The sequence below is a fragment of the Senegalia sp. (in: firmicutes) genome, assembly GCF_052088025.1.
GTDB lineage: Bacteria > Bacillota > Clostridia > Tissierellales > SIT17 > Anaeromonas.
Window position 1 is genome coordinate 24,228 of the sequence record NZ_JBQCYD010000019.1, and the last position, 22,505, is coordinate 46,732.

A 22,505-nucleotide genomic window follows, 5' to 3' on the forward strand; every position below is an offset into this window, starting at 1 on the left:
AGTTTTTATTGTATAATTAAGTGTAACCTATCTAATACTTGATTACCTAAGTTTTGTACAAAATAGCTTATCTATATTTTCTTTATTTAGTTCTTTTCCTATTAAAACAATTTTCCCAATTGCTTGAGGCTTAATATATTTAACCTCTATATTATTTGGTAGGAAGTCAAAGTCCATCCAATTAGATTCTTCATCTGACAATACTCCCTTAGCCCGAAGTATCTTTCCATATTTATTTTCTTTCAATCTATTTAGAATTTCTTTAAGTCTATTGTTATCATATTTCTTTGCAGTTTCCATAGTCCAATACTGAAATTCATCATTTTGATGATCGGTGTGGTGATGATGGTTATTCTCTAAATAGTCATCTCTTTGACTTTTGTTTTGCTCTGCTAATTCTAAAATATTTTGAGAAGATAATTTGTCCCAAGATGTTGCTATAATATTGCCCTTAGGATTAAGATTTCTAATACAATTTATTATTTCATCAACCTTTTTTTCTTTTACTAATTGAGTCTTGCTCAATGCAACCGTAGTAGCGTATTGAATTTGATCTTTAAAGAATTCCCCAAAAACATCAATAAAATCCTCAAAATCTACAGCATCTACAATGGCTATTGCCATATTTAAAATTACATCTCTTTCATTCTTAAGCTTATTTACAAGGCTTATAATGTCAGATAATTTACCAATGCCTGTAGGTTCAATTATTATTCTATTAGGTTTAAATCCATCTATGAGCTCCTTCATTGCTGTCTGAAACTCACCTTGCAAAGAACAGCAAATACATCCTGATGTAATAGATTTTATCTCTATTTCAGATTGTCCAATTCTTTTTGAATCTATATTAATATCCCCATATTCATTTTCAATAATAGCAATGCCTTCCCCTAAGGCATCTTCTTCCAGTAGTTTGTTTATCATAGTAGTTTTCCCCGCACCAAGAAAGCCAGAGATTATATCAATTTTTGTAGTCAATATATATCACCTTTCTATTTTATATTCTCAGTAAATCTATCAAATTTATATCCTCTGTGGACTTTAACATTTCCTTATAAACTTCTGTCCGTATTGTCACACCAACCAAGCTGGTCGTGTAGACTATAGCAAAACCCTTTCTCCTCATTACTATAAAGATTTTCGCAAATTTCTATACCTCATTTTTTTGCTGAACTCATCCATTATTTTAAATTGAGTTGAATAAAATCATTTACTATAATAGTTTATCAAGTAAATTATTTTATCTGGGTCGACTGGATAACCAACTTCTCGTACTATATCCATCATCGCTTCTATGTTCTCAATTGGAGTATCTATTGGTAAGCTACATCCTGACATACATATCCTTTAGGAGAGTCATATCCCTCTAAAATTCCTTTTAGAGTACTGACTTTAACATCATTTGGTGTTCCAGAATACATTATTCCACCGGGGTCTACATTACCCATTATTTTTGTCTTATGCCCAATTGTTTTTTTACAATCTTCTAAGTTTGCAATATTGTCTATACTCATTCCACCAATACCTATATCCGCTACATCCTTCCATATCTTATTTGTTTGTCCACAGATATGAACTACAGGGTTATGACCATTTTGTTTTATATATTCAATTAATTCCTTTAAGTAAGGCAATGATAATTCTCTAAATTGCTTAGGGCTAATAACTGTACAGGACGACATTGGTTCTGAGATCGTTGGAGCTAGACCAATATCCATCGATGCCTTTACATAAGCTTTGCAAGTTTCAAGTGAAACTTTACATAGTTTGTGTATAGCTTCTGGATTTTTATGAACAAATTTTAATGTCTCGTTTACACCAAATAGAAAAAATGCATTAGTAAAAGGGCCAACTACTCCTGCAGAACAATTAATTTCATCCTTAGCTAGTTCCTTTAAATATTTCATTGCCTCTAAGTGAATTGGTAATCGTCCATCTTTATATGGATTTGCAGGCGTTAATGTATCTATATCTTGTATTTTAAAAACTGCAGGACTTTCCAAATCAACAGTATCATCGAGTGGTTTTTTTACACTTGCTCCCATTGCTTCTGCCCAAGTAAATAAATCTGTAAAAATTCTTAAACTGTCACTACCAAATTTTTTATATGTAGCAAATTGTGCTTCGGAAATTATCTTTGGATTGTGATTGAAATCAGAAACCTTACACCCATAAATTCTAGCAGTACCATTCGCAATGTTAGGATTGCAAGGTAATCTATCTACTTCTAAGCCTTTGCTAATCGCATTTACTCGTTCAGCAGGGGTCATTTGATCAGTTTTCAACATGTCTGTAGCCTCCCATAATCTTATTTTTTCTTAGAATTAATAATTAATCATTTATTGTCCAATGAAGTACTTTACGGTTCATTAAATCAAAAACATTCATTATATTAACTAAAACTATAGCTATAAATATAAATCCAACAATTACTAGATCAAATCTAGCAAAATCAGAGTAATACTGTACAAAATAGCCCATTCCAGAAGTAGCACCAAACATCTCAGCAACTCTTAGCATAACAAAAGAAAATTTAAGTGCTATAGCACAGCCTGGCAATATTTTACTAAGTCCTGGGAACAAGAATGGATCCACTCTAATGGAATGAACATTTAATATCTTCTTTCCACTTCACACTATACCTACTTCCACTAATACTCCTATCACTTGATATACAGCTTCCACCAAAAAAACGTCCATTTTCGTCCTCTTCAATCAAATCTACTGCCAATAATGAAGTAGATGTTTTTGGGCAAATGTGAATCTTCATATCACTCTTAAAATTTATTCTTTCTAAAACTCTTAAAAAGGATGGCCCAGCAACCTTCTTGTAAAGCTTAGCACCTAGTATATCTAAAGTACCTGTAGGGTCTGCATAAGATAATAAATCTACATCTAAATCTATTATCTTATTTATATATTCTACCAAGAAGTCTTCTATTAATTGAAATAGATTTTTTGTATCATTTGTTGACTTTGCCATCCCCTTATAAACTTCTTCTATAGGTAAAATAGATGTAGCTAGAGTGACTGGACCTACTACATTCACAGTCACTGGAATACTCTTGTTTTTTAAGTATTCTATTGCTTCAAAGACTACATTAATCGTATCATTTTGTAAATCACCAACAGACATTTTATCTATGTCGACTAATTTTTCTATGGGAAACTCTACAATCCTATTGCCATTAATATAATCCAATTCAACCTTTGACCCGAAAGCTTGACCCTCCATAGTATGACAAAATGGAATATTAGCCGATTTAGATTTAGATTCAAAATATATCTTCTCTGCCAGCACACCCATTTTCACACCATTTCTATTAGCTATATTATAGTCTATATTGTACTTTTCTATAGCCATAGGAAGTTCGGTAGACATATGCTGTAAACTACATTTATAAATATTATATTTTTTCATAAACTTTCCCTACCTGAATTCTCTAAACTTTAAATCTAGAAGATTTTACGAATAATTTCTCATAACCTTTGGATACACTTAATTCCATATAATCAATTTGTCTAGACAAAGAGTCCATTTCTTTTCTAGAATCTAAGGACATTAAATATAAGTAAGCTCCCGTTTTAGAAGAGTTCCCAATATATCGTATTTTTTTCTCTACATCTTTAGGTAATATACCTGTACCAACAAGACTTTCTACGGGTAAATGTGCACCAAATTGACCTGCAACTATTACTTCATCTAAATCTGATAGTTCAAGTCCTACATACTTGACTAATGCTACAAATCCTGATAATATTGCACTCTTAGCTAATTGTACTTGCCTTATATCCCCTTGAGTAATTCTAATATCTTTATTAATTTTTATAGACCTTTTTTTATTCTCTACAATTAAATACTTCTGTCTGAAATCATCTGATTCCAACGAGTCAGGCTTAACTATATTTCCTCTTTCATTTACTAAACCACAGGCTAGCATTTCCCTTACTGCTGCCAAAATACCACTGCCACAAAGACCTATCGGCTTTGTGTTTCCAATAACTTCAAGAGTGATTTCATTTTCACTAATTTTCATTTCTTCAATAGCACCATCTGAAGCTCTCATACCTGAGCTAATATTCATGCCTTCTAATGCAGGTCCAGCTGCACATGAACAGGCAGCTAGCTTCCCCCTATCAGAAAGTACAATCTCTCCATTTGTCCCAATATCTATGAACAATACCCTTTTATCAGTCTTGTGCAAACCTGCTACAAAAGCACCCGCTACGATATCTGCACCTATATATGAGGATACGGATGGCAGTGTATTAATTCTCGCAAATGATGAAATAGAATCTAAACCTATTTCTCGAGCCCTTATATTCTTGGCATTAGAAAATATTTGGGCATAAGGGGATTTTCCTAAGGATATGGATTCTATTCCTAATAACATATGTATCATAGTACTATTTGCAGCTATAGCCATTTCATATATTCTGTCTTTACTTAGATTTTGTCTTTCACAAATTCTATTCAACATTTTATTTAATGAGTCTACTATTGATTTCTGTAATTCTAGAGTTCCTTGTTCTCCGTTTTCTACTACATAAGTAATCCTAGTCAATACATCTTGACCGAAGTTTTTCTGTGAATTTATTTCTGCTTCACTGTCAATTTCCTCACCAGTATTTAGATTTATTACTGAAACTACTACAGTAGTCGTTCCTATATCTACTGCTACACCATATATTTCATCAGTAGTATTGCCATATTCTAAATCTATGAGCTTGTCCTCATCATAAACTGTTGTGAATTGACCTGATCGCATTTTTATGCTTTTGAGCACATTAAAATCCAATTCTTCTAAATCCAATGTTTTTGTAAATATATCTTCATAGGTAGTTGAGACTCCAAGTGTCGGTTTATCTATACTAATAGTTTTTTTCCATATAGATGGGTTTATATTAAACTCTGGTATGAAACCACCTGTAAGAACCTTATGATTTTTTTCCTGATTAATTATGTCGATTTGGATATCTGATGTAGGACTTATATGGCATGCAAGTCTAATTCCGTTATTTATTTCTTTCTCAGAAAGAAATCTTTTCTCATCTTCTGTAATTAAGGGCAAATAGCCTGAAATATGTTTTATCTTACACCTACCACAGCTTCCTCTTCCTCCACATGGTCCTTCTACAAATTCACCATTATCTATTAATATTTTTAGGAGCTTATCTCCAGTTTCAGTAGTTATTGTTTTGTTCTTTCTAGGTATATTGATATTAATCATGAGTTTCTTCCTTTACAGTGGCCAACATTGCTTGGATATTTTCAAGGGATGATTGAGTACCTAAGCCACAGGCAGGTGATATTATATTTACACCACTATTTAGGACACCTTTAGTCATTGTTCTTATTTTTTCTTTATTGGAAAATTCCAATGCATACGTGCTTAAATTGCCCATTATGATTCTATCTGGTATTTGTTCCTTTACTTCTTTAATATTTACTAGGGCGTCAAAGCTAAGAGCATCTGCCTCAATCTTATTTAGTTCGTGGTAAACTCTATGCATCTGTCCACATATATGAACTATTATAGGTATTTCTTTATTTACTTCACGTAACCCGTATATCAATTTATTTATATACTTTACTGCATATTCATCAAAATATTTTGGTCCTAATATTTCCCCTGTACCGCTTGGATCAGATATAGTGATAACATCAGCTCCTGCTTCTATTTGTGCTTTTCCAAAAGCTAAAATCTGATTTGTGACATAGTCCATAAGTTTATGAGCATCTTCATTTTTTCTTCTAAGCTCCTTATAAAATACAACAGGCTCCATAAGAGAAGAAGCTACGCTAATTGGACCTGAAAGATTACTTATTATAGGCACTCCTTCATTACTAAACTTTAATCTTACTATTACATCTGTGCTCACCTTAGCTCTACCTGCTTTTACATCAAGTTTTTTTAATTTATTATAATCAGATACAGTCTCCAATATATAGCTTACAATACGAGGCTCAAACTTAGTATTTCCTAAGTTTACTTCTGCACCCATGCCCTCAGCTTCTATAGTCATGCAAAATGGTACCCCATAGTTTTCAAACATACCATATTCATGTACCGCTGCTGCTAATTTACTCATTTTATTTGCATCAGTGTGAGCATCAGGCCACATAACATTAGTCTTGTGCATCAATTCAGTAACAATCATATTCATCATTCCACCAGGACATATACAAGGTACCCTATCTAATTGGATGCCCTTTAATGCCCCTAACAATCTTTCTCTAGTATTCAATGTTAATACCTCCTCTAAACTGACAGTTCTACTAGGGTCTTTGCTAGCTTTACTGCACCTATAGCATTCGCTGAATACCCGTCGGCACCTATTTTATCACAATATATTTGAGATATAGGCCCTCCTCCCATCATTACATTTACCTTCGTGCTAAGATTCTCTTCCTTTAACATATCTACTACATCTTTCATGCCAGGCATAGTAGTTGTCATCAGTGTAGAAAGACAAATAATATCTGCATCTACTTCCTTAGCTTTATCTATGAAATTTCTAAGAGGTACATCTCGTCCTAAATCATACATTTCAAAACCAGCTGTTTCTAGCATTATTCTAACAAGGTTTTTTCCTATATCATGAGTATCTCCTTCTACAACACCTATAACACATTTATTAACCTTTTCACTGTTAGCTGATTTTTTAGGTAAATGGGGTCTCAAAATTTCCAATCCATTGTACATAGCATCTGAGCAGATTAATAAGTCAGTTACGAAGTATTCTTCCTCTTCATACATTTTCCCAGCTCTATTCATACCATCTACTAGTCCTTCTAAAATACCTTGAAGAGGATCATAGCCTGCCTCTATATATTCCTCTGCAATTTCTCCTATTTCTTCATCTTCCATTTCATATACATAATCTGATAATAATTTTAACAATTCTTCTTTTATTCTTGCCATTTTAATACCTCCTATTTAATTTCTAGTAAGTTTTTATCTAATGGATACTTGCCATATTTTCTAGCAGCTTCCATTAAATATTCTATGTTTTCTAGTGGAACATTCTGTGTCATATCACAACCTGATGCCAGGATATACCCCTTTGGGCTATCATAGGTCTTTTTAATTGCTATCTTTACTGCTCGATGTATTTTTTCTCTATTTCCATGAAGCAATACTCCTACGGGGTCAATATTCCCAAGTATAGGCACCCTATGTCCTACAGTATTCTTCACTTCTTCCAAATCCACAATATTGTCTACACTCAGCATATTGCATCCAGTATCTACCATATCTACTGTTATTTTTGTACTATTTCCACAAATATGGTAAGTATTTATACCTCCTGCCTCTTGAATAGCTTCATTTAATTCTGTAGCATAAGGCTTCACAAATTCCTGATATTGCTTTTGTCGAAGTAGAGTTCCAGATGCAATTGGATCACATTGGATGATTATAGCACCTGTTTTAATAAATTCTGTGTATATTTCTTTCAATTTGTCCGTACATAATTTTAAGAGTTTATGTACCCCTTCAGGGTTTTTCTTAGTGGCCCTCAAGATTAATTCTACTGGATATATACTAGCAGCTGCAGTAAATGGACCAGATATTAGGACACCAGTTGGAACTTCATTACCAATTCTATCTATACAAATATTAACAGCTTCTAAGTTGGATTTAAGCCATGGATCATTTTCTTTACTTGCCTTAGAAAAATCTAATGAATTTATATCAGACAAATCTTTAAGTATGTGATTACTAATGGCTGGTACACTATCCTCCGGATCCGTCATTTCAGTGCCAAGTGCAGTACCCAATCCATGTAACCCATATTCTATAATCATCATATCATTGCCAAATCTTTCATAACATGCAATTTGTGCTTCTGCTTGATAGAGTGCAGAATTCCTCTTTTTTTATGAGTGATTCCATATACTCTATGGGCTACAGATACTAGTATAGGCATGGCTAATATCCTATCCATTTCTTCCCCAGTCATAAAAGCCTGTAACCTTTCATTTGGCGTCATTTGATCCTCCTTATGCATGTGTTTAACCTCCTAATTTAACTTTAGAATTTTGAGTTTCTTATTTTTTAATGGAATATCTCTATTGTGAATACAGATATTCCCAGTTGCTGATATCTTATCTTTTAACTTTATATATGCTTCTTCATAAGTCATAACTTCATCAATCTGAATTTCATCCCAGTAGGCAAACTCCAAAGATATTAATTGGAGTGTAGTTTTAGGACATATATGTAATACAGCTCTATTGCCAATCATTTTAATGGCATCAATCACAAAAGGATAAGAAAAATTTCTACCCTGCATTTCAAAATAATTTGGACCAAGAATATTTAATGCTCCAACAGGGTCTTCAAAAGCTAAAACATCTGCTCCTGATTCTATTGCTTTTTCCATATACAGAAGAATTTGCACCCTTAATTTTTCAATAACGGTTGTAATGACATCAGGATCCTTCCTCCAAGTTTTAAAAATCTTACTTGGATCTATTAGGTTATTTAAAATTGTGATCGGTCCAGTTATATTTACAACTACATTTTCTCCAGCTGATTTTAGATTCTTTATTGCTTTAATTACTTCTTTTAATCTACCTTTTTTGAAGTCTAAATCAGGAAGACTTAATAGGTCTTGAATATTTTCATATACATATCCTTTACATCTTGGTCCGATTTTTGCTGTGCCAAGATTTATATCTCCACCATAATTTTCTGCTTCCACTGTATGACAAAAAGGTAATAAACACATTGTCATTTCTTTATATTCCTTACTAGCTTTAGATATTTTAAACAATCCATGGGACGTAGTGTATCCCTCAGGGAAATCCAGATTTACCATCTTTACTACTTCATTTTCTAAGCCACCTAAATCAGCTCCTGGTTTGCATTTATAATCTACAAATTGATACATTTTAGCCCTCCTAACGTTGTTAAAGTTTAGATAAATAATTATAACAAGTTATTACTTAATATAAAAATATTTTAAAATGCCAGATATATTGCATCTTTAGCATTTCATTTGCAAACGTATAAATAGGTACTCTCGACACATATAATTTCTTCATAAACAAGTGTAACATAACAATTATCATAACTCCAATTGATATTATTAATACTTATTTCTTAATTATAGCCTTAATAAATATCTCTTTAATAATAGTAGAATCTTTTGTATAAATATTTCTTATAATCGTTTATAAGCTATAGAAAATTCTATTAGACTATAAAAAGAAATAAATACATAATTGATTTTATTGAGCCTTAAAGTGAGGAAGTATTGATTTTATCTATTTAAATTGTAAAATAGCTTTTAATAACTTATATTGTACTTTAGTAGAATATAATGTGTTAAAATTAATAAAAAGGGGTAGATTTAAATGAAAATGAGGAAAGTATTATTTATAGCTTTGATATTAATGATTTCAATAGTAGGAGCTGCTTGTAGTAATAATGATGAATCGGACTTAAAAGAATCTGCATTTAAAGGCGAATATATTGTAGATGCCAACTATGCGAAAGAACAATTAGAAAATGATAATGCTATATTACTAGATGCAAGAGGAGAAAAATTGGCGAAAAAAGGTACTATAAAAGGTGCAGTTTCAACTTCATGGCAAAATTTATCAAATGTTGAAATAGAAAAAGGAGATTATGATTGGGGATTAATTCTAGAGCCAGAAGTATTATCTCAAAGGCTGGGTGATTTAGGTCTATCCAAGGATAAGGAAATAATTTTATTTGCTGAAGGACCTGAAGGATGGGGAGAAGATGCTAGGATTCTATGGACCTTAAAAAGTGCTGGATATGAAAATATAAAAATGGTAGATGGAGGATTAAAAGCTCTTATAGCTTCGGGATTGGAAGAATCAAAAGAAATTAAAAAGTTAAATCCTGTAGAAGTAGAGATAGATTCTATGGATTATGAACGTGTTATAAATACAAAAGAACTAGAAGAATCATTTGATGAGTATGTAATTCTTGATGTTCGTGAGGATAGAGAATATGAAGGTGGAACTTATTATGGAGAGGAAAAAGGTGGACACATACCGGGAGCTATTCAAATGAAATTTTTAGATTTATTTGATGAAGATGGTTACTTAAAATCAAATGAAGAAATTGATTCTATGTTTGAAGAAGCTAATATAAGTAAAGATGATAAGATTGTTGCTTATTGTACATCTGGAATCAGATCTGCTTATACCCAGCTTGTAATGGAAATATTAGATTATGAGGTAGCTAAAAATTATGATGGATCATATAACACATGGTGCTTTCATAATGAAGTAGAATAATAGGTGGGAGGTGGGAGAATGTAGATGAAGATGATTAAAAAAACAACAATAATAAAAGCTATAGTTTTATTGGTAACAGTATTGTTATTTATTTTTGTTGAACCATTAAACCAAGGACTAAGAAATATGATTGATTCATTTAGGGATGTTGAATCTGTAAGGCAATATATTAGATCATTCGGTGGATGGGCAATTGCAATCTCTATTTCTATGATGATAGTTCAATCTATAGTAGCACCTATCCCAGCATTTTTTATTACCTTTGCAAATGCTGGGATTTGGGGATGGTGGCAAGGTGCTATGATTTCATGGAGTGGTGCTATGATTGGTGCAGCCATATGTTTTGGTATTTCTAGAGTTTATGGCAGAGGTGTAGCTGAAAAGTTTGCAAGCAAATTATCTCTTGAAGAAATAGAGATTTTCTTTGAAAAATATGGTAAGAATACAATTTTTGTAGCTACTGGATTAGGTCAAATACCTGCTACTCTAGTTTATTCCTATGCTGCAGCAAAATTCTCTAATCCATCAACATTTGTAACTGGCTTATTACTCTTATTTGGACTAAGTGCACTCGTATATACCGTTAGAATGATTTGGATGGATAAAAATAAAAAAGCTAAAAAATCAAAACAATAGAAGGGTAAAGAATGAAAATAACTGAAAGTAATATAGAAAAGATAATCAAATCAGAAGAAGAATGTATAGGATGTAAGCAGTGTATGAAGGGCTGTCCTATGCTAGATAAATATTGTAATTCCCCTAAAACTTTATTAAAGGATCTAAAAGATACCAAAGAATTTCAATATTCCCTGCCTTTTTCCTGTATGCAATGTGGATATTGTAATGAGCTTTGCCCAAAATCAGTAGATTTAAAAGGAATATTTTTGGAGCTAAGAAGAGATACTGTAAAAAACTATGATGGTAGCTTACCAAAAGATTTAAATACTAGCGGCATTGATTTACATCAAAATCTTAGTTTTTCTAATATATTTACTTCTGATATCCAAAACTTACAGTCTGACACTGTCTTCTTTCCAGGTTGTGCACTTCTTTCATATAGCCCTAAAATAGTGGAAAATACATATTATTATCTTAGGGAGAATATAGAAGGGATAGGAATATATACAAAGTGTTGTGGAAAGCCAACTAAATACACTGGAAAGGAAGATAAATTCAATGAATATTATTCAATCCTTGAAAAAGAATTTAGATTAAAGGGAGTAAAAAAAGTAATTACAGGATGCCAAAATTGCTTTATGACTATTAGGGAAAATAGTAGCGATTTAGAAGTAACTTCCCTATGGGAGGAGATAGCAAGTGCCGGAATTCCAGATGCTAAGAAAGTCAAGTATTTAAATTTAGATAGAAAGTTCACCATACATGATCCTTGCCCTACTAGAAATGAAAAAAATATTCATGCATCAGCAAGAAAAATAATAGATGATTTAGGTCTTGTTACAGAAGAGATGACCTATAATAAGGAGAAAACTCTTTGTTGTGGTGCAGGAGCGATGGTTTCAATGGCTCAAAAAGATATTGCTGATAGACATATAAGGAGAAGAGCTGGAGAAGCTAATACCCAAGATATCATAAGTTACTGCCAGGAATGTGTATATTCTATGAGAAAAGGTGGAAAATCTTCCTATCATATTTTAGATTTGTTATTTAATGAAGATATAGAAGATATTAAACAGAAAAGTCAAGGCCTAGTTAATAAATGGGTTAACAGATATAAGTCAAAAAAGATAGGTAAGTAGCATCATATTTCTGTACTTAATAAATAAGTTAATAAGTTAAGTGACTGGCACAGGTGTCTTATCATGTCTTTTTAATCATAGTTATTTTACACTTTGGACAGGTAACTGTTATCTTACCTTTTCCTCTGGGTACTCGAAGTTTCTGTTTACAATTTAGACATTCATAGTACCTATAATCTTTTCTGCTTTTCATTCTATTCATCTTTTTCCTTGCCTTGTTTTTTATAGGATGCCAGTATTTCAAAAACTTATTGTTTTCTTCATACCTTTTGCCTATGTCTTTAGAAAACATCCTATAGAAAATAATAATTAATAAAACCATACTTAATATGTTTAACAAAGTGCTGTGAAAGATTCCAGAAAAAATTATATAAAGTACTAGTAAGGCTGTAGATAGTTGGTCTGGTCCATACCTTCCTATCATAAACTTCTTAATCCAATTCATACCGACTTCATCTCCTTCTAGTATTGATATCCTTACTATACGATACTCTTATATCTCTCTATATTTCCATCACTTAAAAATTCGTATGCCTCATTAACCTGCTGAAACTTCTCTGTAGCATCTGGAGATTTATTTATGTCTGGATGATATCGCTTTGCCTTTTTCCTATATGCTAACTTTATTTGATATTGATCTTCACTATATCCAACTTCCAAGAGATTACAACTCTTTTCATATTTTGTCTTAAACTCATTTGTTGGATTTACATAAGCTTGCTCGCTTCCATAACCCCAATTACTTCTTTGGGAATTTTGATGGGTATTCCATTGCCTGAACCTTTCTTCCCATTTCCTTTCTTGCCTAGCCCTATTTTCTTCTTGTCTTTTCCTTCTTTTTTCATCTTGCATCCTTTTATATTTTTTCTTGTATTCATCAAAGGTTTCAAATTGATAACTTTTACCATCTATAAGGTAACTTGCACGATCAAATAGATATTCAGTTGTGACATATCTTATATATTTTAGATAGGATATAAATTTAGTCCCAAGTATTGGAGCTATGATGAAAAATGCTATTGTCAAAAGTACAGTAGGGTTTAAAAGTAATGCAACTCCAAGAGGACCTGCAAATAGTAAAAGGAACAAACAACCTCCCATTCCTATAAGTACAACAAATCCCCTTGCAATACTGGATATAATCATAACCATGGTTTCAACAAGAGCTATGATTGTATCAAGTACTATAGAGATTAATCTAGCAATTCCATATAAAGTTTTACCAGCTATCTTGTTTATTATATTCATATATGTTTTTATTCCTCTTTCTTTTCTAAAATTATAAGTTGTTATTTCATCATGAGTTTTATTATAACACAACTTATAATTCTATGTTAACATCATTTCCTTTTTGCTTGAGAAAGTAACTTATTCGCATTATCATACATAACCTTAGTCCATTCTTCTTCATTTAAACCAGCATTTTGACGAATATCTGTGATAAATAATTCAAATTCTTTTTTTCTACACTTCCTAGGATATATTAACAAAGGAAAATCTGAAACAAATAAAACCTTTTCTGCACCTACAATATCAACTACAGATCTTATACTTCTAGTTTCATAGACTAAAGGATTAAAAACAATATATATTTTTAAAGAGAATTACATGTGCAAAAGATGAACTTTATTGTACTGATAATCATATTACTAATATTCCATTAAATTCTGGCTTTAATAGTCAAAGTAATTTCATCCGCCTTTTTAAAAAGAAAGAATCTATAATCCCTTTGAAGTTTAGAAAGTATTATAGGGAGAGTGGGAATTAAGGTAAATAAAAAAGCTGTGGTTAGAATTTAATCTTCTAGCTACAGCTTTATAGTTTAATTGTGTTTAATTGTCAGGATATTTAATTTCTTTATGTTAAATTTTGGTAATCTTGCTTATTATATAATACACGCATAATAATAACTTGTTTTTTATTATTAGCTAATAAATAGTAGGCGATATAATTATTAATAATTAATTTCCTATAACCTTTCTTTCTAAGAAGTTCATCTTCTAATAAACTACAAGAAGAAGGAAATTCTTTTAATCTCATAATACTATTTTCAATTTTATCCATTAACCTTGCAACCGTTTCATTATTACTAAGGTTTTCAGAAGTAATTTTTATATTATATTTATTTGTCTCCATATTTATTTCTGAGCTTTTCAAAAACTGATTCTCCATCTAAAATCTCTTCCCAATTTTTAATTTGTTCTTCAGCTTCAATAAGTTTAGAATATAATTCTAATTTACCTAAAGTTTTTTCATAAGTATCTATACTCATAACAACCATATCTCCATAACCATTTTTAGTAATAAAGATGGGTTCATTTGTTTCATGACATAACTTTGAAATTTCAGTTGTATATATAAGATCTATTATAGATCTTAGATTAGGCATAAAATCAGCTCCTTTTACTAATTTTTTTGCGTTAAACTATTTTTTATTGTACCTCCTAAATTTTATCCCCTAAATAGTAAAAATACCTTCATGTAAATTAAATAAAAAGGTCACTTAATAAATTAAAACTAATTTACTAAGTGACCAATTCTAAAATCCTACTACAAACACAGCTTATTAAATAAATCTGTTGAATAATCTTTAATATCTGTGAAATTAAGCATTTTATATTTTTCTTTAACATCATTAAAATATTCTTCTATTATTTTCTTATCTATTGCTCTATCCGAACTTTCTGAGTTTTTTAACCCCCTTCTAGTGACTCTCCAAGGTTCTTCTGCATGAGTCATATTTTCAAGTACTTTGCCACTGTAACAACCAAAATAATGAATAATATAATCAAGAAGCTCTTTCTCATTTTTTTCAAGATTAGAGTTATTAAAACATAAATCTTCTTCAATTGGTTTACAGCCATAGCTGCTATACCTCTCATAGATATTTCTATAAACCGGTCCATGAACCCAAGCCTCACAATCTTCATCAAACATATATTCATTAGTAAAAGCTTTTTTAAAGCCCTGAGCAAAATAAAGCAATTTCTGGAGAGCAAGCGGTGTGATTTCAGATGAATGCATTAATATATATTTAATGGCTGATTCAAATTTATCAGTTTTAACACTTTCAGAATTTTTTTTAGATTCAATAGAAGCAATACTTTTTCTATAAGCTAAATCAGATATGTTTTCTTTATTCTCCTCTAGTATGTCTTTATAATGTTGTTTATCTTCTAATATTCTTTTTAATATATCTGAATAGGTCTTAGATGGTATGTCTCCATCAACATACCTAGTCACTGTCCCTTCTCCCCATCCAAGTAACATTGAAATAGGCCTTTTTCCAATGTTATACTTATTAAGAATCTGCTCAATCTCATAAACTGTAATTAAATGCTCAGATCTTCTGTATTCATTATCAATTTCCTTTAAATTATAATCTCTAATATCATGTACAAATATTTCTTCGTTACACTCACAACAGTAAGCTACTTTAGCAATATATTCAATCTTTTTTCCTTTAATAATTTTATTTTTATTTTCCATTTTTATGCTGAAATCTACCATGTCACGGCATTTCTCACAAAAACCTTTCATAAAGGTCTCCTCCCTTTCTTTGTCAGCTTAATGGTTATACATTATCTAAATAAATAATTTATATCATAATTTTTTTTGTGAAAAGAAACAACAATTGAATGTAAGTCTCCACTTTTAGTTTCAATCATGTTTACTTTAATATATATCAACGTTCTCTAAGGTTCCCCAAAAGTCTAGTTCATGCTGTTTACAAAATATATAAAGAACCTCATGAGGAAAATCCCTATTATTATTTTTTACAGCATAACAAAAATCATCAAATTGTAATGCTAATAAGATTTCTTGCTCTTTTTTAGTATCAATTTTATAATCTTCAATAAAATCCATATTCTCTTTTCTATTTACCTTTTTAGCAATTGAATATCGTTTTTCAATTATACATTTTCTAAATTTATTTAAATATGATTTAATATCATCTGGTGTATAATTTAAAAGTTTTTGAGATGTTGGGTTATTTTCACTCAAATAATACACTCCTTATCTATAGTATAACCCTATTATATCTTATTAAAACATTTTTTTCAATGGTTTTCGTACCATTTGATACCTTTTTATTTAAAATTATTATTTTAAATAAAAAAATCCTCTAATTTTCCTTTTAATACTTATATAGAAAATTAAAGGATAAATTACTATTTTAATTTACTCATAGTATCTTTTTGATAACTTGAATTTACTTCACACAAGACAAATTTAGTAACGTCTCTATTCTTCTATCTTTTGAGATAAAGAACTCCTTTCTGGTTTGAATTCTTATCTTAAATTCTTGCCAGAAAAGAGCTTTTAATTTCACTTAAGCACAGATTATTTTACACTACCTTTATAATTTAATTTTTAAGCATTTCTTTTCTTAATTCTTCTATTTCTTTCTCTGTTAAGCCTGTCATCTCCATTATTATTTCTGTGCTGTAACCTTTTATTATATCTATTTTTGCTGACTTTCTTTTTTCTTGTTCTATTCCTCTTTCTTCGCCTTCTTTTCTTAATCTTTCAGCTACTGACATAACTAGCTCACCACCTTCTATTGATATTTTTTCTGCTATTTTCTCCATTTCTTTTTCACTTATATCATCTCTTATACTTAGCATATATTTTATGCATTCTGACACATAATATGTTACTATATCTTTTTCTTCAGTTCTATTTATTAGTTCAATTGCTTCTATTAGTATTTCTATTGCCTCTTCTTTTTGGATTGTCAACCTTTTTCAGCACATTTTATTCTGTATTATCTTAAAAAACTTATTGGACTCAGATGCTTTTGGGTCATAATCAATGCTTGTTGCATAAATATCAAGTATTTGCCTGTAAAAAACTTTCTCACTTGAACGAATATCTCTTATACGCTCAAGAAGCTCTTTAAAATAGTTGCCACCACCTGCATTTTTAAGTAAATCATCATTCATTGCAAAGCCTTTTTTAAGATACTCTTTCAAAACACTATTTGCCCAAATCCTAAATTGTGTACCTCTCAATGATTTCACTCGATATCCTACCGAAATAATTACATCAAGGTTATAATAGTCCACTTGATAGTCTTTCCCATCTGAAGCAGTGTAGGCAAATTTTGCCCATACTGAATCTTTCTCAAGTTCACCTTCTTTAAAAATATTCCTTATATGCTTACCAATTACACTTCTATCTCGTTGGAACAACTCTGCCATTTGGTCTATTGAAAGCCAAACGGTATCATTGTCAAATGTAGTTTCGATTTTTGTCAGACCATCTTCTGTCTGATACATGATTATTTCTGAGTTCATTAGTTCACCTCTTTTAGTTTCTCTATTACTTAATTATATAATCACTAATTTATTTTTAGTAGTAGTTGTTTTTATTTTGAATCTAGTAAATGATTCCTATTTATAATGAATAAGTTAATAAGTTAAGTGCCTGGCACCGTAGCTTTAGCTTTTTTAGCTTTAGCTTTTTGCAAATCCACCTTTTCCATTTTTCTTTATTTCATACATCGATGAATCTGCATTTTTTAATAGTGTTTCGCTATCTCTACCATTGTCAGGATATATGGCCACACCAATAGATGAATTAACCCTGCCCTCATAAGAATCTATATACATAACTTCTTGTAAAGCAGTATGAATTTTTCTAACAATATTATCTATAACTGTGTCGTCTTTAATATTACGAAGTACAATCGTGAATTCATCTCCACCCATTCGTGCAACAGTATCTGACTTGCGAATACAGTTTAACAATCGCCTTCCAACTATAATTAAAACTTCATCTCCAACCTTATGACCATAATTATCATTGATATCTTTAAAGCCATCTAAATCAAGAAAAAGTAGTGCGAATTTCGTTTTATCTCTTTCATTTTCTAATATCATCCTATCTAATACTTCAAAAAACAATCTTCTATTAGGTAATCCCGTTAACTTATCATGATTGGCATGCTTCTCTAATTCTAACTCTAATTTTTTTCGTTCAGTAATATCTGTTGCTGAACCTACAATATGAGATACGTAATCGCCTTCAACAATAGGTGTTAATGTTGTTGACCAAATACAGTTTCCACCCGGCAAGCTTAATCTTTCTTCATAAGTGATGCTTTTTTTGCCTATAACACATTTTCTATAGTTTCCTGTAACAAAATCTCCCATTTCCTTGCCAAGCAATTCTTGTGGAGATTTGTTAATTATTTTTTCAAGAGTAATTCCTGTTTTATTCTGATGAGCAATATTATTTCGAACATAACGAAATTTACTTGTTTCTAAAACTTTTATTAGAAACATAGCATCTTGGGTGCCATTAAACACTTTTTCATATTCTTTAGTTAACCTTAAAATTTCCTTTTCTGTTTCCTTTAAATCCGTTATATCAGTATGTGCTCCCAACATACGTATTGCTTTTCCATTCTCATCTCTTATAGATAAGCCCCTACATCTTATCCACACAGTAGAACCATCCTTATGTCTATATCTTACAATTTGATCATATGGATAACTAGGATCTATACAATGTTTTTCAAAATTTTCCATAGCTACTTTTAAATTTCTTTGAAAAATAATGTCTTGCCATTCACTTACAAGGTGTTTTTTTTATCCGGATTATAGCCTAATATTTCCCAAAACTTAGAACTCATCCATTCATTCTCAGGATTTTCTAAATCCCAATACCAAATTCCATCCAGAGAACCTGATTGTATAAATTCAAAAATACTGGTATCATTATTGACCAAATTATATAACTCTGTTTTTAAGTAGCTTTCTTTCATAGTAACTCATTCCTCTTTTCATAAAATAAATCTAGCAAAAGTTAGAAATATTCCTCATCTGCTAAATTTTATATTATTAGTCTTAAACCATTAAAAGGTTCAATTTCACTAGATAATCTATTATATTATAACATTCTTCATTTTATGTCTTTTTAATCATAGTCATTTTACATTTTGGACAAGTAACTGTTATTCACTATTTTATTTATTATATTCATATATATTTTTATTCCTCTTTCTTTTTTAAGATTATAAATTGTTATTTGATCATAAATGTCATTATAACATAACTTTAGATTCTATGTTAGCACAAAAAAGGACCCACTAGAGTGCCTTTTTTATGATAACATTAACATATATCTATCTATTTCTTCTTCTATATACTTAGCTACCATTAAGATCATTTTACTTGCATTACACTTTTCTGAGTACTCATGGAAACAGTCATAATATTTTTTTCTATCGGTAAACTTAACACTAATAGGTGGGTATCCATATTTCATTATTTCTAAATTTAATATTAGCCTTCCAGTTCTTCCATTGCCATCTATAAAAGTATGTATTCCTTCAAAATCCAGATGAAATCTAGCCACTTTTTCTATTATATGAGCTTTATTATCTAGGCTATTATATCTTTTTACTAATTCTTCGATTTTAGATTCTACTAAATAAGGTTGTGGAGGATCTACTTTTGCACCTACTATTCTAACAGGTAACCTTCTATAAACTCCCCTATCTTGTGGTCTATCTATGAGTACCAAGGAATGAATATCTTTTATGATTTTTTCAGATAGAACTACTCTTTCAGAAACTAATTCCTGAATATATTCAAAAGCATCTTTATGACCAACTGCTTCTAAATGTTCCTTTAAAGGTTTTTTATCAATTGTTAAGCCTTCTAAAACCATTGCAGTTTCCCTAAGTGTTAATGTACTTCCCTCTATTGCATTTGAATTATAGGTAAATTCAATTAAAAACTCATCTCTTAATCTTTCTAGTTCTCCTTTAGTAAGCGGTCTTCTTTTTTCTAACTCTGCCTTTTTTGAATCTATACGTTTAAATAAATCCTCATACTCAGCAGGTATATTCTTTCCTTTAAAAGTTCTCTCATCTACAGGCTTTAATGCACCTATTGGAATCTTATATGCACGCCCTTCTTTTATTATTCCAGGAATTTTACCTTCAGAGCATAAAACCCTTACCCTTCTATCACTTATATTCCAAAGTTTAGCCGCTTGCTTAACACTCATATATTTCAAATTTATCACCTTCTTTGAAATATATAATATCATATTAAAGGAACAATATAAATATATTTTTAAAAATATATTTATATCATTCCGTAAATACTTGTAAGGTAAGCATAAAAATTGAAAACTTGAACAAAATATATTAAATTTACAGGGTTAAAAAATTGTGATTTTTCATTATTACATATCCATATAACTCAAATTCCATAATTTCTCTATATTCTTTGATTAATCTAAAAAATATTCCTTATCTTCCATTTCTCTGAAAATAAATTCTTTATTATTTCCTTTTTGTATAAGATGATAAACTCCTCCAGGATATTCAAATCTAGGCTTTCTACTCAATTAAAAACACCCCTGATTTTATATTAAAAGAATGCATGAATTTTTTCAATATTTATAATTCACAAACTTCAAATCCATAAATATAAAACCTGTAGTTAGAATTTAATCTTCTAGCTACAGGTTTATAGTATAATCGTGTTTAATTATCAGGATGAATAAGTTAATAAGTTAAGTGACTGGCACCGTAGCTTTGTCGTAGCTTTATTATTGCAAATATTATTAAGAGATAATACATTCTAATTATCCCAAACACCTTATATTTTTTTACAAGAAACTTTCCATAATCTATACCTATTATAGTTTTAGATTCTGCTAAAGAGGTAAGACCTATAACCGTCATATTAATAGCTATAATAGCAACTATTAAGCTATTATCATATATTACTGAATTATTCTTCAAAAAATTATATATATTACTTAAAAAATCTACTTCCATAAACAAACTACTCCTTTATAAAAATATAAAATATAACAACATTATCCATATTATATCATATTTTATTATTAAATTGTGAAATATTGTGTCAATTCAAATCATTCACAGTCTTAACTGGGTTAAATGTAGAAATAGGAACTTCCACCAATAAGGTATTCTAAAGTAAAGTACAAGATGTTCTAATGCTTTTAATTTTCTTCCCTTGTATGTCTTTTCACTTATAAAATATCTATCTTCATTTATATAATCCATTAAATTAAACTTATCACTTTTATAATCTTTAACAAAGCATACCAGATCTACGCTTAAAACATAGAAAACCTGCAGTTAGAATTTAATCTTCTAGCTACAGGTTTTTAGTAAGTTAGGTGACAAGCACCCTTAATTATCCATTTGTAATTTTATTATTTCTATTTCTTTTATATCTAATTTTGTATATTGTATTATTTTTTCTAAGGGCTCACTATTTTCAATCATATCTTTAGCAAGCTTTATCCTTTCTTTTTTAGCTCCTCTTTCTTCCCCAATCTCTATTCCTCTTTCTTCGCCTTCTTTTCTTAATCTTTCAGCTACTGACATAACTAGCTCACCACCTTCTATTGATATTTTTTCTGCTATTTTCTCCATTTCTTTTTCACTTATATCATCTCTTATACTTAGCATATATTTTATGCATTCTGACACATAATATGTTACTATATCTTTTTCTTCAGTTCTATTTATTAGTTCGATTGCTTCTATTAGTATTTCTATTGCCTCTTCTTTTGATGCGTGTCTTGATTTACTTAATGCTTTAATAGCTATCATGTTTTCCGCTTGTAATCTTATATCTTTTTTCTGCCATTGGGATAAGTCAAATAGTAAATATTCAAAATTCGGTATATGTTTTTTCAAACTATCTGGAAGATCATCATAGTCATGTATCATTTCTCCTAATGTTCTTTTTATACTCCACTTTCCTTTATCGTGATAAACTACTAATGGTAGTATTATAGGTATTTCTATTTCTCCAGTATCGGGTAGTCCAGCTTCTTTTCTCTTTTCCTTGTCTTCTTTTATTTTACCTTCCCAAATTTCTACCATATATTTTAGTACTTGAAATATTACCATTCTATCTTTATAGGACTTATGCTCAAATAAGAAATAAACATACCCTTGCTTATTGTTTATATTTACCCTAAAAAGCAAATCCGTAAACTGCTCTTTTAGTTCTTTATCTAAATAACTTCCCTTTTGTGGTTGTAATGTATCCATATCCATAATATCTAATAAATCTTTAGGTAGATAATTATTTAAAAAATCAGTAGTAAAGCTTACTTCACCAAAAGTTGCCCTGAAATACTTATCATGTGGCTGATTTAATGCATCCAAAACATCACCTCGTTTAGTTTCTCCGTTAATTATATTATATCATTACTAATTTATTTTTAGTAGTATTTATTTTGAATTTAGTAAAAGTTCTTTACTTATAATGGGAATTCATTTTCAGGTTTATAAAATTAATCACAAAATTTAAGTTTTGTTACAAAACATAAAAAGCTGTAGTTAGAAGAGTTTTGTCTTCTGAACTACAGTTTTATAGGATCTTTATATTTTATTATCAGAATGAATAAGTTGGATTGTCAACCTTTTTCAGCACACTTTTTTCTCGGACATTAATATTCCA

The 22,505-nt window shown here is 30.2% G+C and carries 25 protein-coding genes and 4 pseudogenes; 4 read left to right on the plus strand and 25 right to left on the minus strand.

Annotated elements, in window-relative coordinates; genetic code table 11:
• Nucleotides 1-42: 42 nt before the first annotated feature.
• From ACTHUW_RS06865 to ACTHUW_RS06905, 9 genes and pseudogenes are all read right to left on the minus strand, one after another.
• Complete coding sequence (locus ACTHUW_RS06865; RefSeq protein WP_442198092.1) at nucleotides 43-978, minus strand: CobW family GTP-binding protein; 936 nt, start codon at nucleotides 976-978, stop codon at nucleotides 43-45.
• A gap of 335 nt (nucleotides 979-1,313) precedes the next feature.
• Nucleotides 1,314-2,288, minus strand: a complete 975-nt coding sequence (locus ACTHUW_RS06870; protein WP_442198093.1) for a uroporphyrinogen decarboxylase family protein — start codon at nucleotides 2,286-2,288, stop codon at nucleotides 1,314-1,316.
• Between the two features lie 43 nt (nucleotides 2,289-2,331).
• Nucleotides 2,332-2,583 carry a hypothetical protein gene (locus tag ACTHUW_RS06875; RefSeq protein WP_442199031.1) on the minus strand — a complete coding sequence of 84 codons (252 nt, stop codon included), beginning with the start codon at nucleotides 2,581-2,583 and terminating at the stop codon, nucleotides 2,332-2,334.
• 13 nt (nucleotides 2,584-2,596) lie between these two features.
• Complete coding sequence (locus ACTHUW_RS06880) at nucleotides 2,597-3,421, minus strand: uroporphyrinogen decarboxylase family protein (protein ID WP_442198095.1); 825 nt, start codon at nucleotides 3,419-3,421, stop codon at nucleotides 2,597-2,599.
• A 22-nt stretch (nucleotides 3,422-3,443) separates the two neighbouring features.
• The gene (locus ACTHUW_RS06885; protein WP_442198096.1) at nucleotides 3,444-5,231 is read right to left on the minus strand and encodes an ASKHA domain-containing protein; all 1,788 of its coding nucleotides are present in this window, start codon (nucleotides 5,229-5,231) and stop codon (nucleotides 3,444-3,446) included.
• The gene (locus tag ACTHUW_RS06890; protein ID WP_442198097.1) at nucleotides 5,224-6,249 is read right to left on the minus strand and encodes a uroporphyrinogen decarboxylase family protein; all 1,026 of its coding nucleotides are present in this window, start codon (nucleotides 6,247-6,249) and stop codon (nucleotides 5,224-5,226) included. Before ACTHUW_RS06890 ends, ACTHUW_RS06885 begins: the two co-directional genes overlap by 8 nt.
• A gap of 14 nt (nucleotides 6,250-6,263) precedes the next feature.
• Entirely contained in the window at nucleotides 6,264-6,926 is a 663-nt protein-coding gene (locus ACTHUW_RS06895; RefSeq protein ID WP_442198098.1) for a corrinoid protein, read from the minus strand.
• A gap of 11 nt (nucleotides 6,927-6,937) precedes the next feature.
• Nucleotides 6,938-8,013, minus strand: a pseudogene (locus ACTHUW_RS06900) (uroporphyrinogen decarboxylase family protein).
• A 12-nt stretch (nucleotides 8,014-8,025) separates the two neighbouring features.
• Nucleotides 8,026-8,898 (minus strand): uroporphyrinogen decarboxylase family protein, encoded by an 873-nt coding sequence (locus ACTHUW_RS06905; RefSeq protein ID WP_442198100.1) that lies wholly within the window; start codon nucleotides 8,896-8,898, stop codon nucleotides 8,026-8,028.
• A 466-nt stretch (nucleotides 8,899-9,364) separates the two neighbouring features.
• Between ACTHUW_RS06905 and ACTHUW_RS06910 the strand changes: the two genes are divergently transcribed.
• From ACTHUW_RS06910 to ACTHUW_RS06920, 3 genes are read left to right on the plus strand one after another with little or no spacing between them, the layout of a single operon-like run.
• Entirely contained in the window at nucleotides 9,365-10,279 is a 915-nt protein-coding gene (locus ACTHUW_RS06910; RefSeq protein ID WP_442198101.1) for a sulfurtransferase, read from the plus strand.
• 24 nt (nucleotides 10,280-10,303) lie between these two features.
• Nucleotides 10,304-10,915 carry a TVP38/TMEM64 family protein gene (locus tag ACTHUW_RS06915; protein WP_442198102.1) on the plus strand — a complete coding sequence of 204 codons (612 nt, stop codon included), beginning with the start codon at nucleotides 10,304-10,306 and terminating at the stop codon, nucleotides 10,913-10,915.
• 11 nt (nucleotides 10,916-10,926) lie between these two features.
• A complete protein-coding gene (locus tag ACTHUW_RS06920; protein WP_442212867.1) occupies nucleotides 10,927-12,036 on the plus strand; it encodes a heterodisulfide reductase-related iron-sulfur binding cluster in 1,110 nt (369 codons plus the stop codon).
• A gap of 61 nt (nucleotides 12,037-12,097) precedes the next feature.
• On the opposite strand, the gene ACTHUW_RS06925 is transcribed toward ACTHUW_RS06920, so the two are convergent.
• From ACTHUW_RS06925 to ACTHUW_RS06935, 3 genes are read right to left on the minus strand one after another with little or no spacing between them, the layout of a single operon-like run.
• A complete protein-coding gene (locus ACTHUW_RS06925) occupies nucleotides 12,098-12,481 on the minus strand; it encodes a hypothetical protein (RefSeq protein WP_442198104.1) in 384 nt (127 codons plus the stop codon).
• 35 nt (nucleotides 12,482-12,516) lie between these two features.
• Entirely contained in the window at nucleotides 12,517-13,356 is an 840-nt protein-coding gene (locus ACTHUW_RS06930) for a DnaJ domain-containing protein (RefSeq protein WP_442198105.1), read from the minus strand.
• A gap of 20 nt (nucleotides 13,357-13,376) precedes the next feature.
• Nucleotides 13,377-13,628: an amidohydrolase family protein gene (locus tag ACTHUW_RS06935; RefSeq protein ID WP_442198110.1), complete on the minus strand. Its 252-nt coding sequence runs from the start codon at nucleotides 13,626-13,628 to the stop codon at nucleotides 13,377-13,379.
• Between ACTHUW_RS06935 and ACTHUW_RS06940 the strand changes: the two genes are divergently transcribed.
• The gene (locus ACTHUW_RS06940; RefSeq protein WP_442198111.1) at nucleotides 13,625-13,804 is read left to right on the plus strand and encodes a helix-turn-helix domain-containing protein; all 180 of its coding nucleotides are present in this window, start codon (nucleotides 13,625-13,627) and stop codon (nucleotides 13,802-13,804) included. The two genes, ACTHUW_RS06935 and ACTHUW_RS06940, sit on opposite strands and share 4 nt — an antisense overlap.
• Before the next feature lie 89 nt (nucleotides 13,805-13,893).
• Here ACTHUW_RS06940 and ACTHUW_RS06945 read toward each other — a convergent pair whose 3' ends face one another.
• The 13 genes and pseudogenes from ACTHUW_RS06945 to ACTHUW_RS07005 form a co-directional block, all read right to left on the minus strand.
• Nucleotides 13,894-14,193: a type II toxin-antitoxin system RelE/ParE family toxin gene (locus ACTHUW_RS06945; RefSeq protein WP_442198106.1), complete on the minus strand. Its 300-nt coding sequence runs from the start codon at nucleotides 14,191-14,193 to the stop codon at nucleotides 13,894-13,896.
• Nucleotides 14,159-14,425: a type II toxin-antitoxin system Phd/YefM family antitoxin gene (locus tag ACTHUW_RS06950; RefSeq protein WP_442198107.1), complete on the minus strand. Its 267-nt coding sequence runs from the start codon at nucleotides 14,423-14,425 to the stop codon at nucleotides 14,159-14,161. Before ACTHUW_RS06950 ends, ACTHUW_RS06945 begins: the two co-directional genes overlap by 35 nt.
• Before the next feature lie 161 nt (nucleotides 14,426-14,586).
• Nucleotides 14,587-15,576: a type II TA system antitoxin MqsA family protein gene (locus ACTHUW_RS06955; protein WP_442198108.1), complete on the minus strand. Its 990-nt coding sequence runs from the start codon at nucleotides 15,574-15,576 to the stop codon at nucleotides 14,587-14,589.
• Nucleotides 15,577-15,711: 135 nt separating this feature from the next.
• The gene (locus tag ACTHUW_RS06960) at nucleotides 15,712-16,041 is read right to left on the minus strand and encodes a hypothetical protein (protein WP_442198109.1); all 330 of its coding nucleotides are present in this window, start codon (nucleotides 16,039-16,041) and stop codon (nucleotides 15,712-15,714) included.
• A gap of 362 nt (nucleotides 16,042-16,403) precedes the next feature.
• Nucleotides 16,404-16,778: a hypothetical protein gene (locus ACTHUW_RS06965; RefSeq protein ID WP_442212869.1), complete on the minus strand. Its 375-nt coding sequence runs from the start codon at nucleotides 16,776-16,778 to the stop codon at nucleotides 16,404-16,406.
• A gap of 12 nt (nucleotides 16,779-16,790) precedes the next feature.
• Nucleotides 16,791-17,336: pseudogene (gene rhuM / locus ACTHUW_RS06970) on the minus strand (RhuM family protein); the annotation flags it as partial.
• A gap of 159 nt (nucleotides 17,337-17,495) precedes the next feature.
• On the minus strand, nucleotides 17,496-18,602 hold the full coding sequence (locus ACTHUW_RS06975) for a diguanylate cyclase domain-containing protein (protein WP_442212873.1): 1,107 nt from the start codon (nucleotides 18,600-18,602) through the stop codon (nucleotides 17,496-17,498).
• Between the two features lie 14 nt (nucleotides 18,603-18,616).
• On the minus strand, nucleotides 18,617-18,808 hold the full coding sequence (locus tag ACTHUW_RS06980) for a hypothetical protein (RefSeq protein WP_442210981.1): 192 nt from the start codon (nucleotides 18,806-18,808) through the stop codon (nucleotides 18,617-18,619).
• A 338-nt stretch (nucleotides 18,809-19,146) separates the two neighbouring features.
• Nucleotides 19,147-20,058 (minus strand): Fic family protein, encoded by a 912-nt coding sequence (locus ACTHUW_RS06985; protein WP_442199050.1) that lies wholly within the window; start codon nucleotides 20,056-20,058, stop codon nucleotides 19,147-19,149.
• Nucleotides 20,059-20,563: 505 nt separating this feature from the next.
• Nucleotides 20,564-20,839 (minus strand): hypothetical protein, encoded by a 276-nt coding sequence (locus tag ACTHUW_RS06990; protein WP_442210979.1) that lies wholly within the window; start codon nucleotides 20,837-20,839, stop codon nucleotides 20,564-20,566.
• An 88-nt stretch (nucleotides 20,840-20,927) separates the two neighbouring features.
• A pseudogene (locus tag ACTHUW_RS06995) lies at nucleotides 20,928-20,993 on the minus strand (DUF4301 family protein); the annotation flags it as partial.
• Nucleotides 20,994-21,022: 29 nt separating this feature from the next.
• A pseudogene (locus ACTHUW_RS07000) lies at nucleotides 21,023-21,166 on the minus strand (DUF4301 family protein); the annotation flags it as partial.
• A gap of 54 nt (nucleotides 21,167-21,220) precedes the next feature.
• On the minus strand, nucleotides 21,221-22,210 hold the full coding sequence (locus tag ACTHUW_RS07005; protein ID WP_442212871.1) for an Rpn family recombination-promoting nuclease/putative transposase: 990 nt from the start codon (nucleotides 22,208-22,210) through the stop codon (nucleotides 21,221-21,223).
• Nucleotides 22,211-22,505: the final 295 nt, after the last annotated feature.

Excerpts from the sequence above, each read along its gene's own strand:
- ACTHUW_RS06870 (WP_442198093.1), bottom strand. The coding sequence starts at position 2,288 with ATGTTGAAAACTGATCAAATGACCCCTGCTGAACGAGTAAATGCGATT.
- ACTHUW_RS06880 (WP_442198095.1), bottom strand. The coding sequence starts at position 3,421 with ATGAAAAAATATAATATTTATAAATGTAGTTTACAGCATATGTCTACC.
- ACTHUW_RS06885 (WP_442198096.1), bottom strand. The coding sequence starts at position 5,231 with ATGATTAATATCAATATACCTAGAAAGAACAAAACAATAACTACTGAA.
- ACTHUW_RS06895 (WP_442198098.1), bottom strand. The coding sequence starts at position 6,926 with ATGGCAAGAATAAAAGAAGAATTGTTAAAATTATTATCAGATTATGTA.
- ACTHUW_RS06905 (WP_442198100.1), bottom strand. The coding sequence starts at position 8,898 with ATGTATCAATTTGTAGATTATAAATGCAAACCAGGAGCTGATTTAGGT.
- ACTHUW_RS06910 (WP_442198101.1), top strand. The coding sequence starts at position 9,365 with ATGAAAATGAGGAAAGTATTATTTATAGCTTTGATATTAATGATTTCA.
- ACTHUW_RS06915 (WP_442198102.1), top strand. The coding sequence starts at position 10,304 with ATGAAGATGATTAAAAAAACAACAATAATAAAAGCTATAGTTTTATTG.
- ACTHUW_RS06920 (WP_442212867.1), top strand. The coding sequence starts at position 10,927 with ATGAAAATAACTGAAAGTAATATAGAAAAGATAATCAAATCAGAAGAA.
- ACTHUW_RS06925 (WP_442198104.1), bottom strand. The coding sequence starts at position 12,481 with ATGAATTGGATTAAGAAGTTTATGATAGGAAGGTATGGACCAGACCAA.
- ACTHUW_RS06950 (WP_442198107.1), bottom strand. The coding sequence starts at position 14,425 with ATGCCTAATCTAAGATCTATAATAGATCTTATATATACAACTGAAATT.
- ACTHUW_RS06955 (WP_442198108.1), bottom strand. The coding sequence starts at position 15,576 with ATGAAAGGTTTTTGTGAGAAATGCCGTGACATGGTAGATTTCAGCATA.
- ACTHUW_RS06980 (WP_442210981.1), bottom strand. The coding sequence starts at position 18,808 with ATGAAAGAAAGCTACTTAAAAACAGAGTTATATAATTTGGTCAATAAT.
- ACTHUW_RS06985 (WP_442199050.1), bottom strand. The coding sequence starts at position 20,058 with ATGAGTGTTAAGCAAGCGGCTAAACTTTGGAATATAAGTGATAGAAGG.
- ACTHUW_RS06990 (WP_442210979.1), bottom strand. The coding sequence starts at position 20,839 with ATGGAAGTAGATTTTTTAAGTAATATATATAATTTTTTGAAGAATAAT.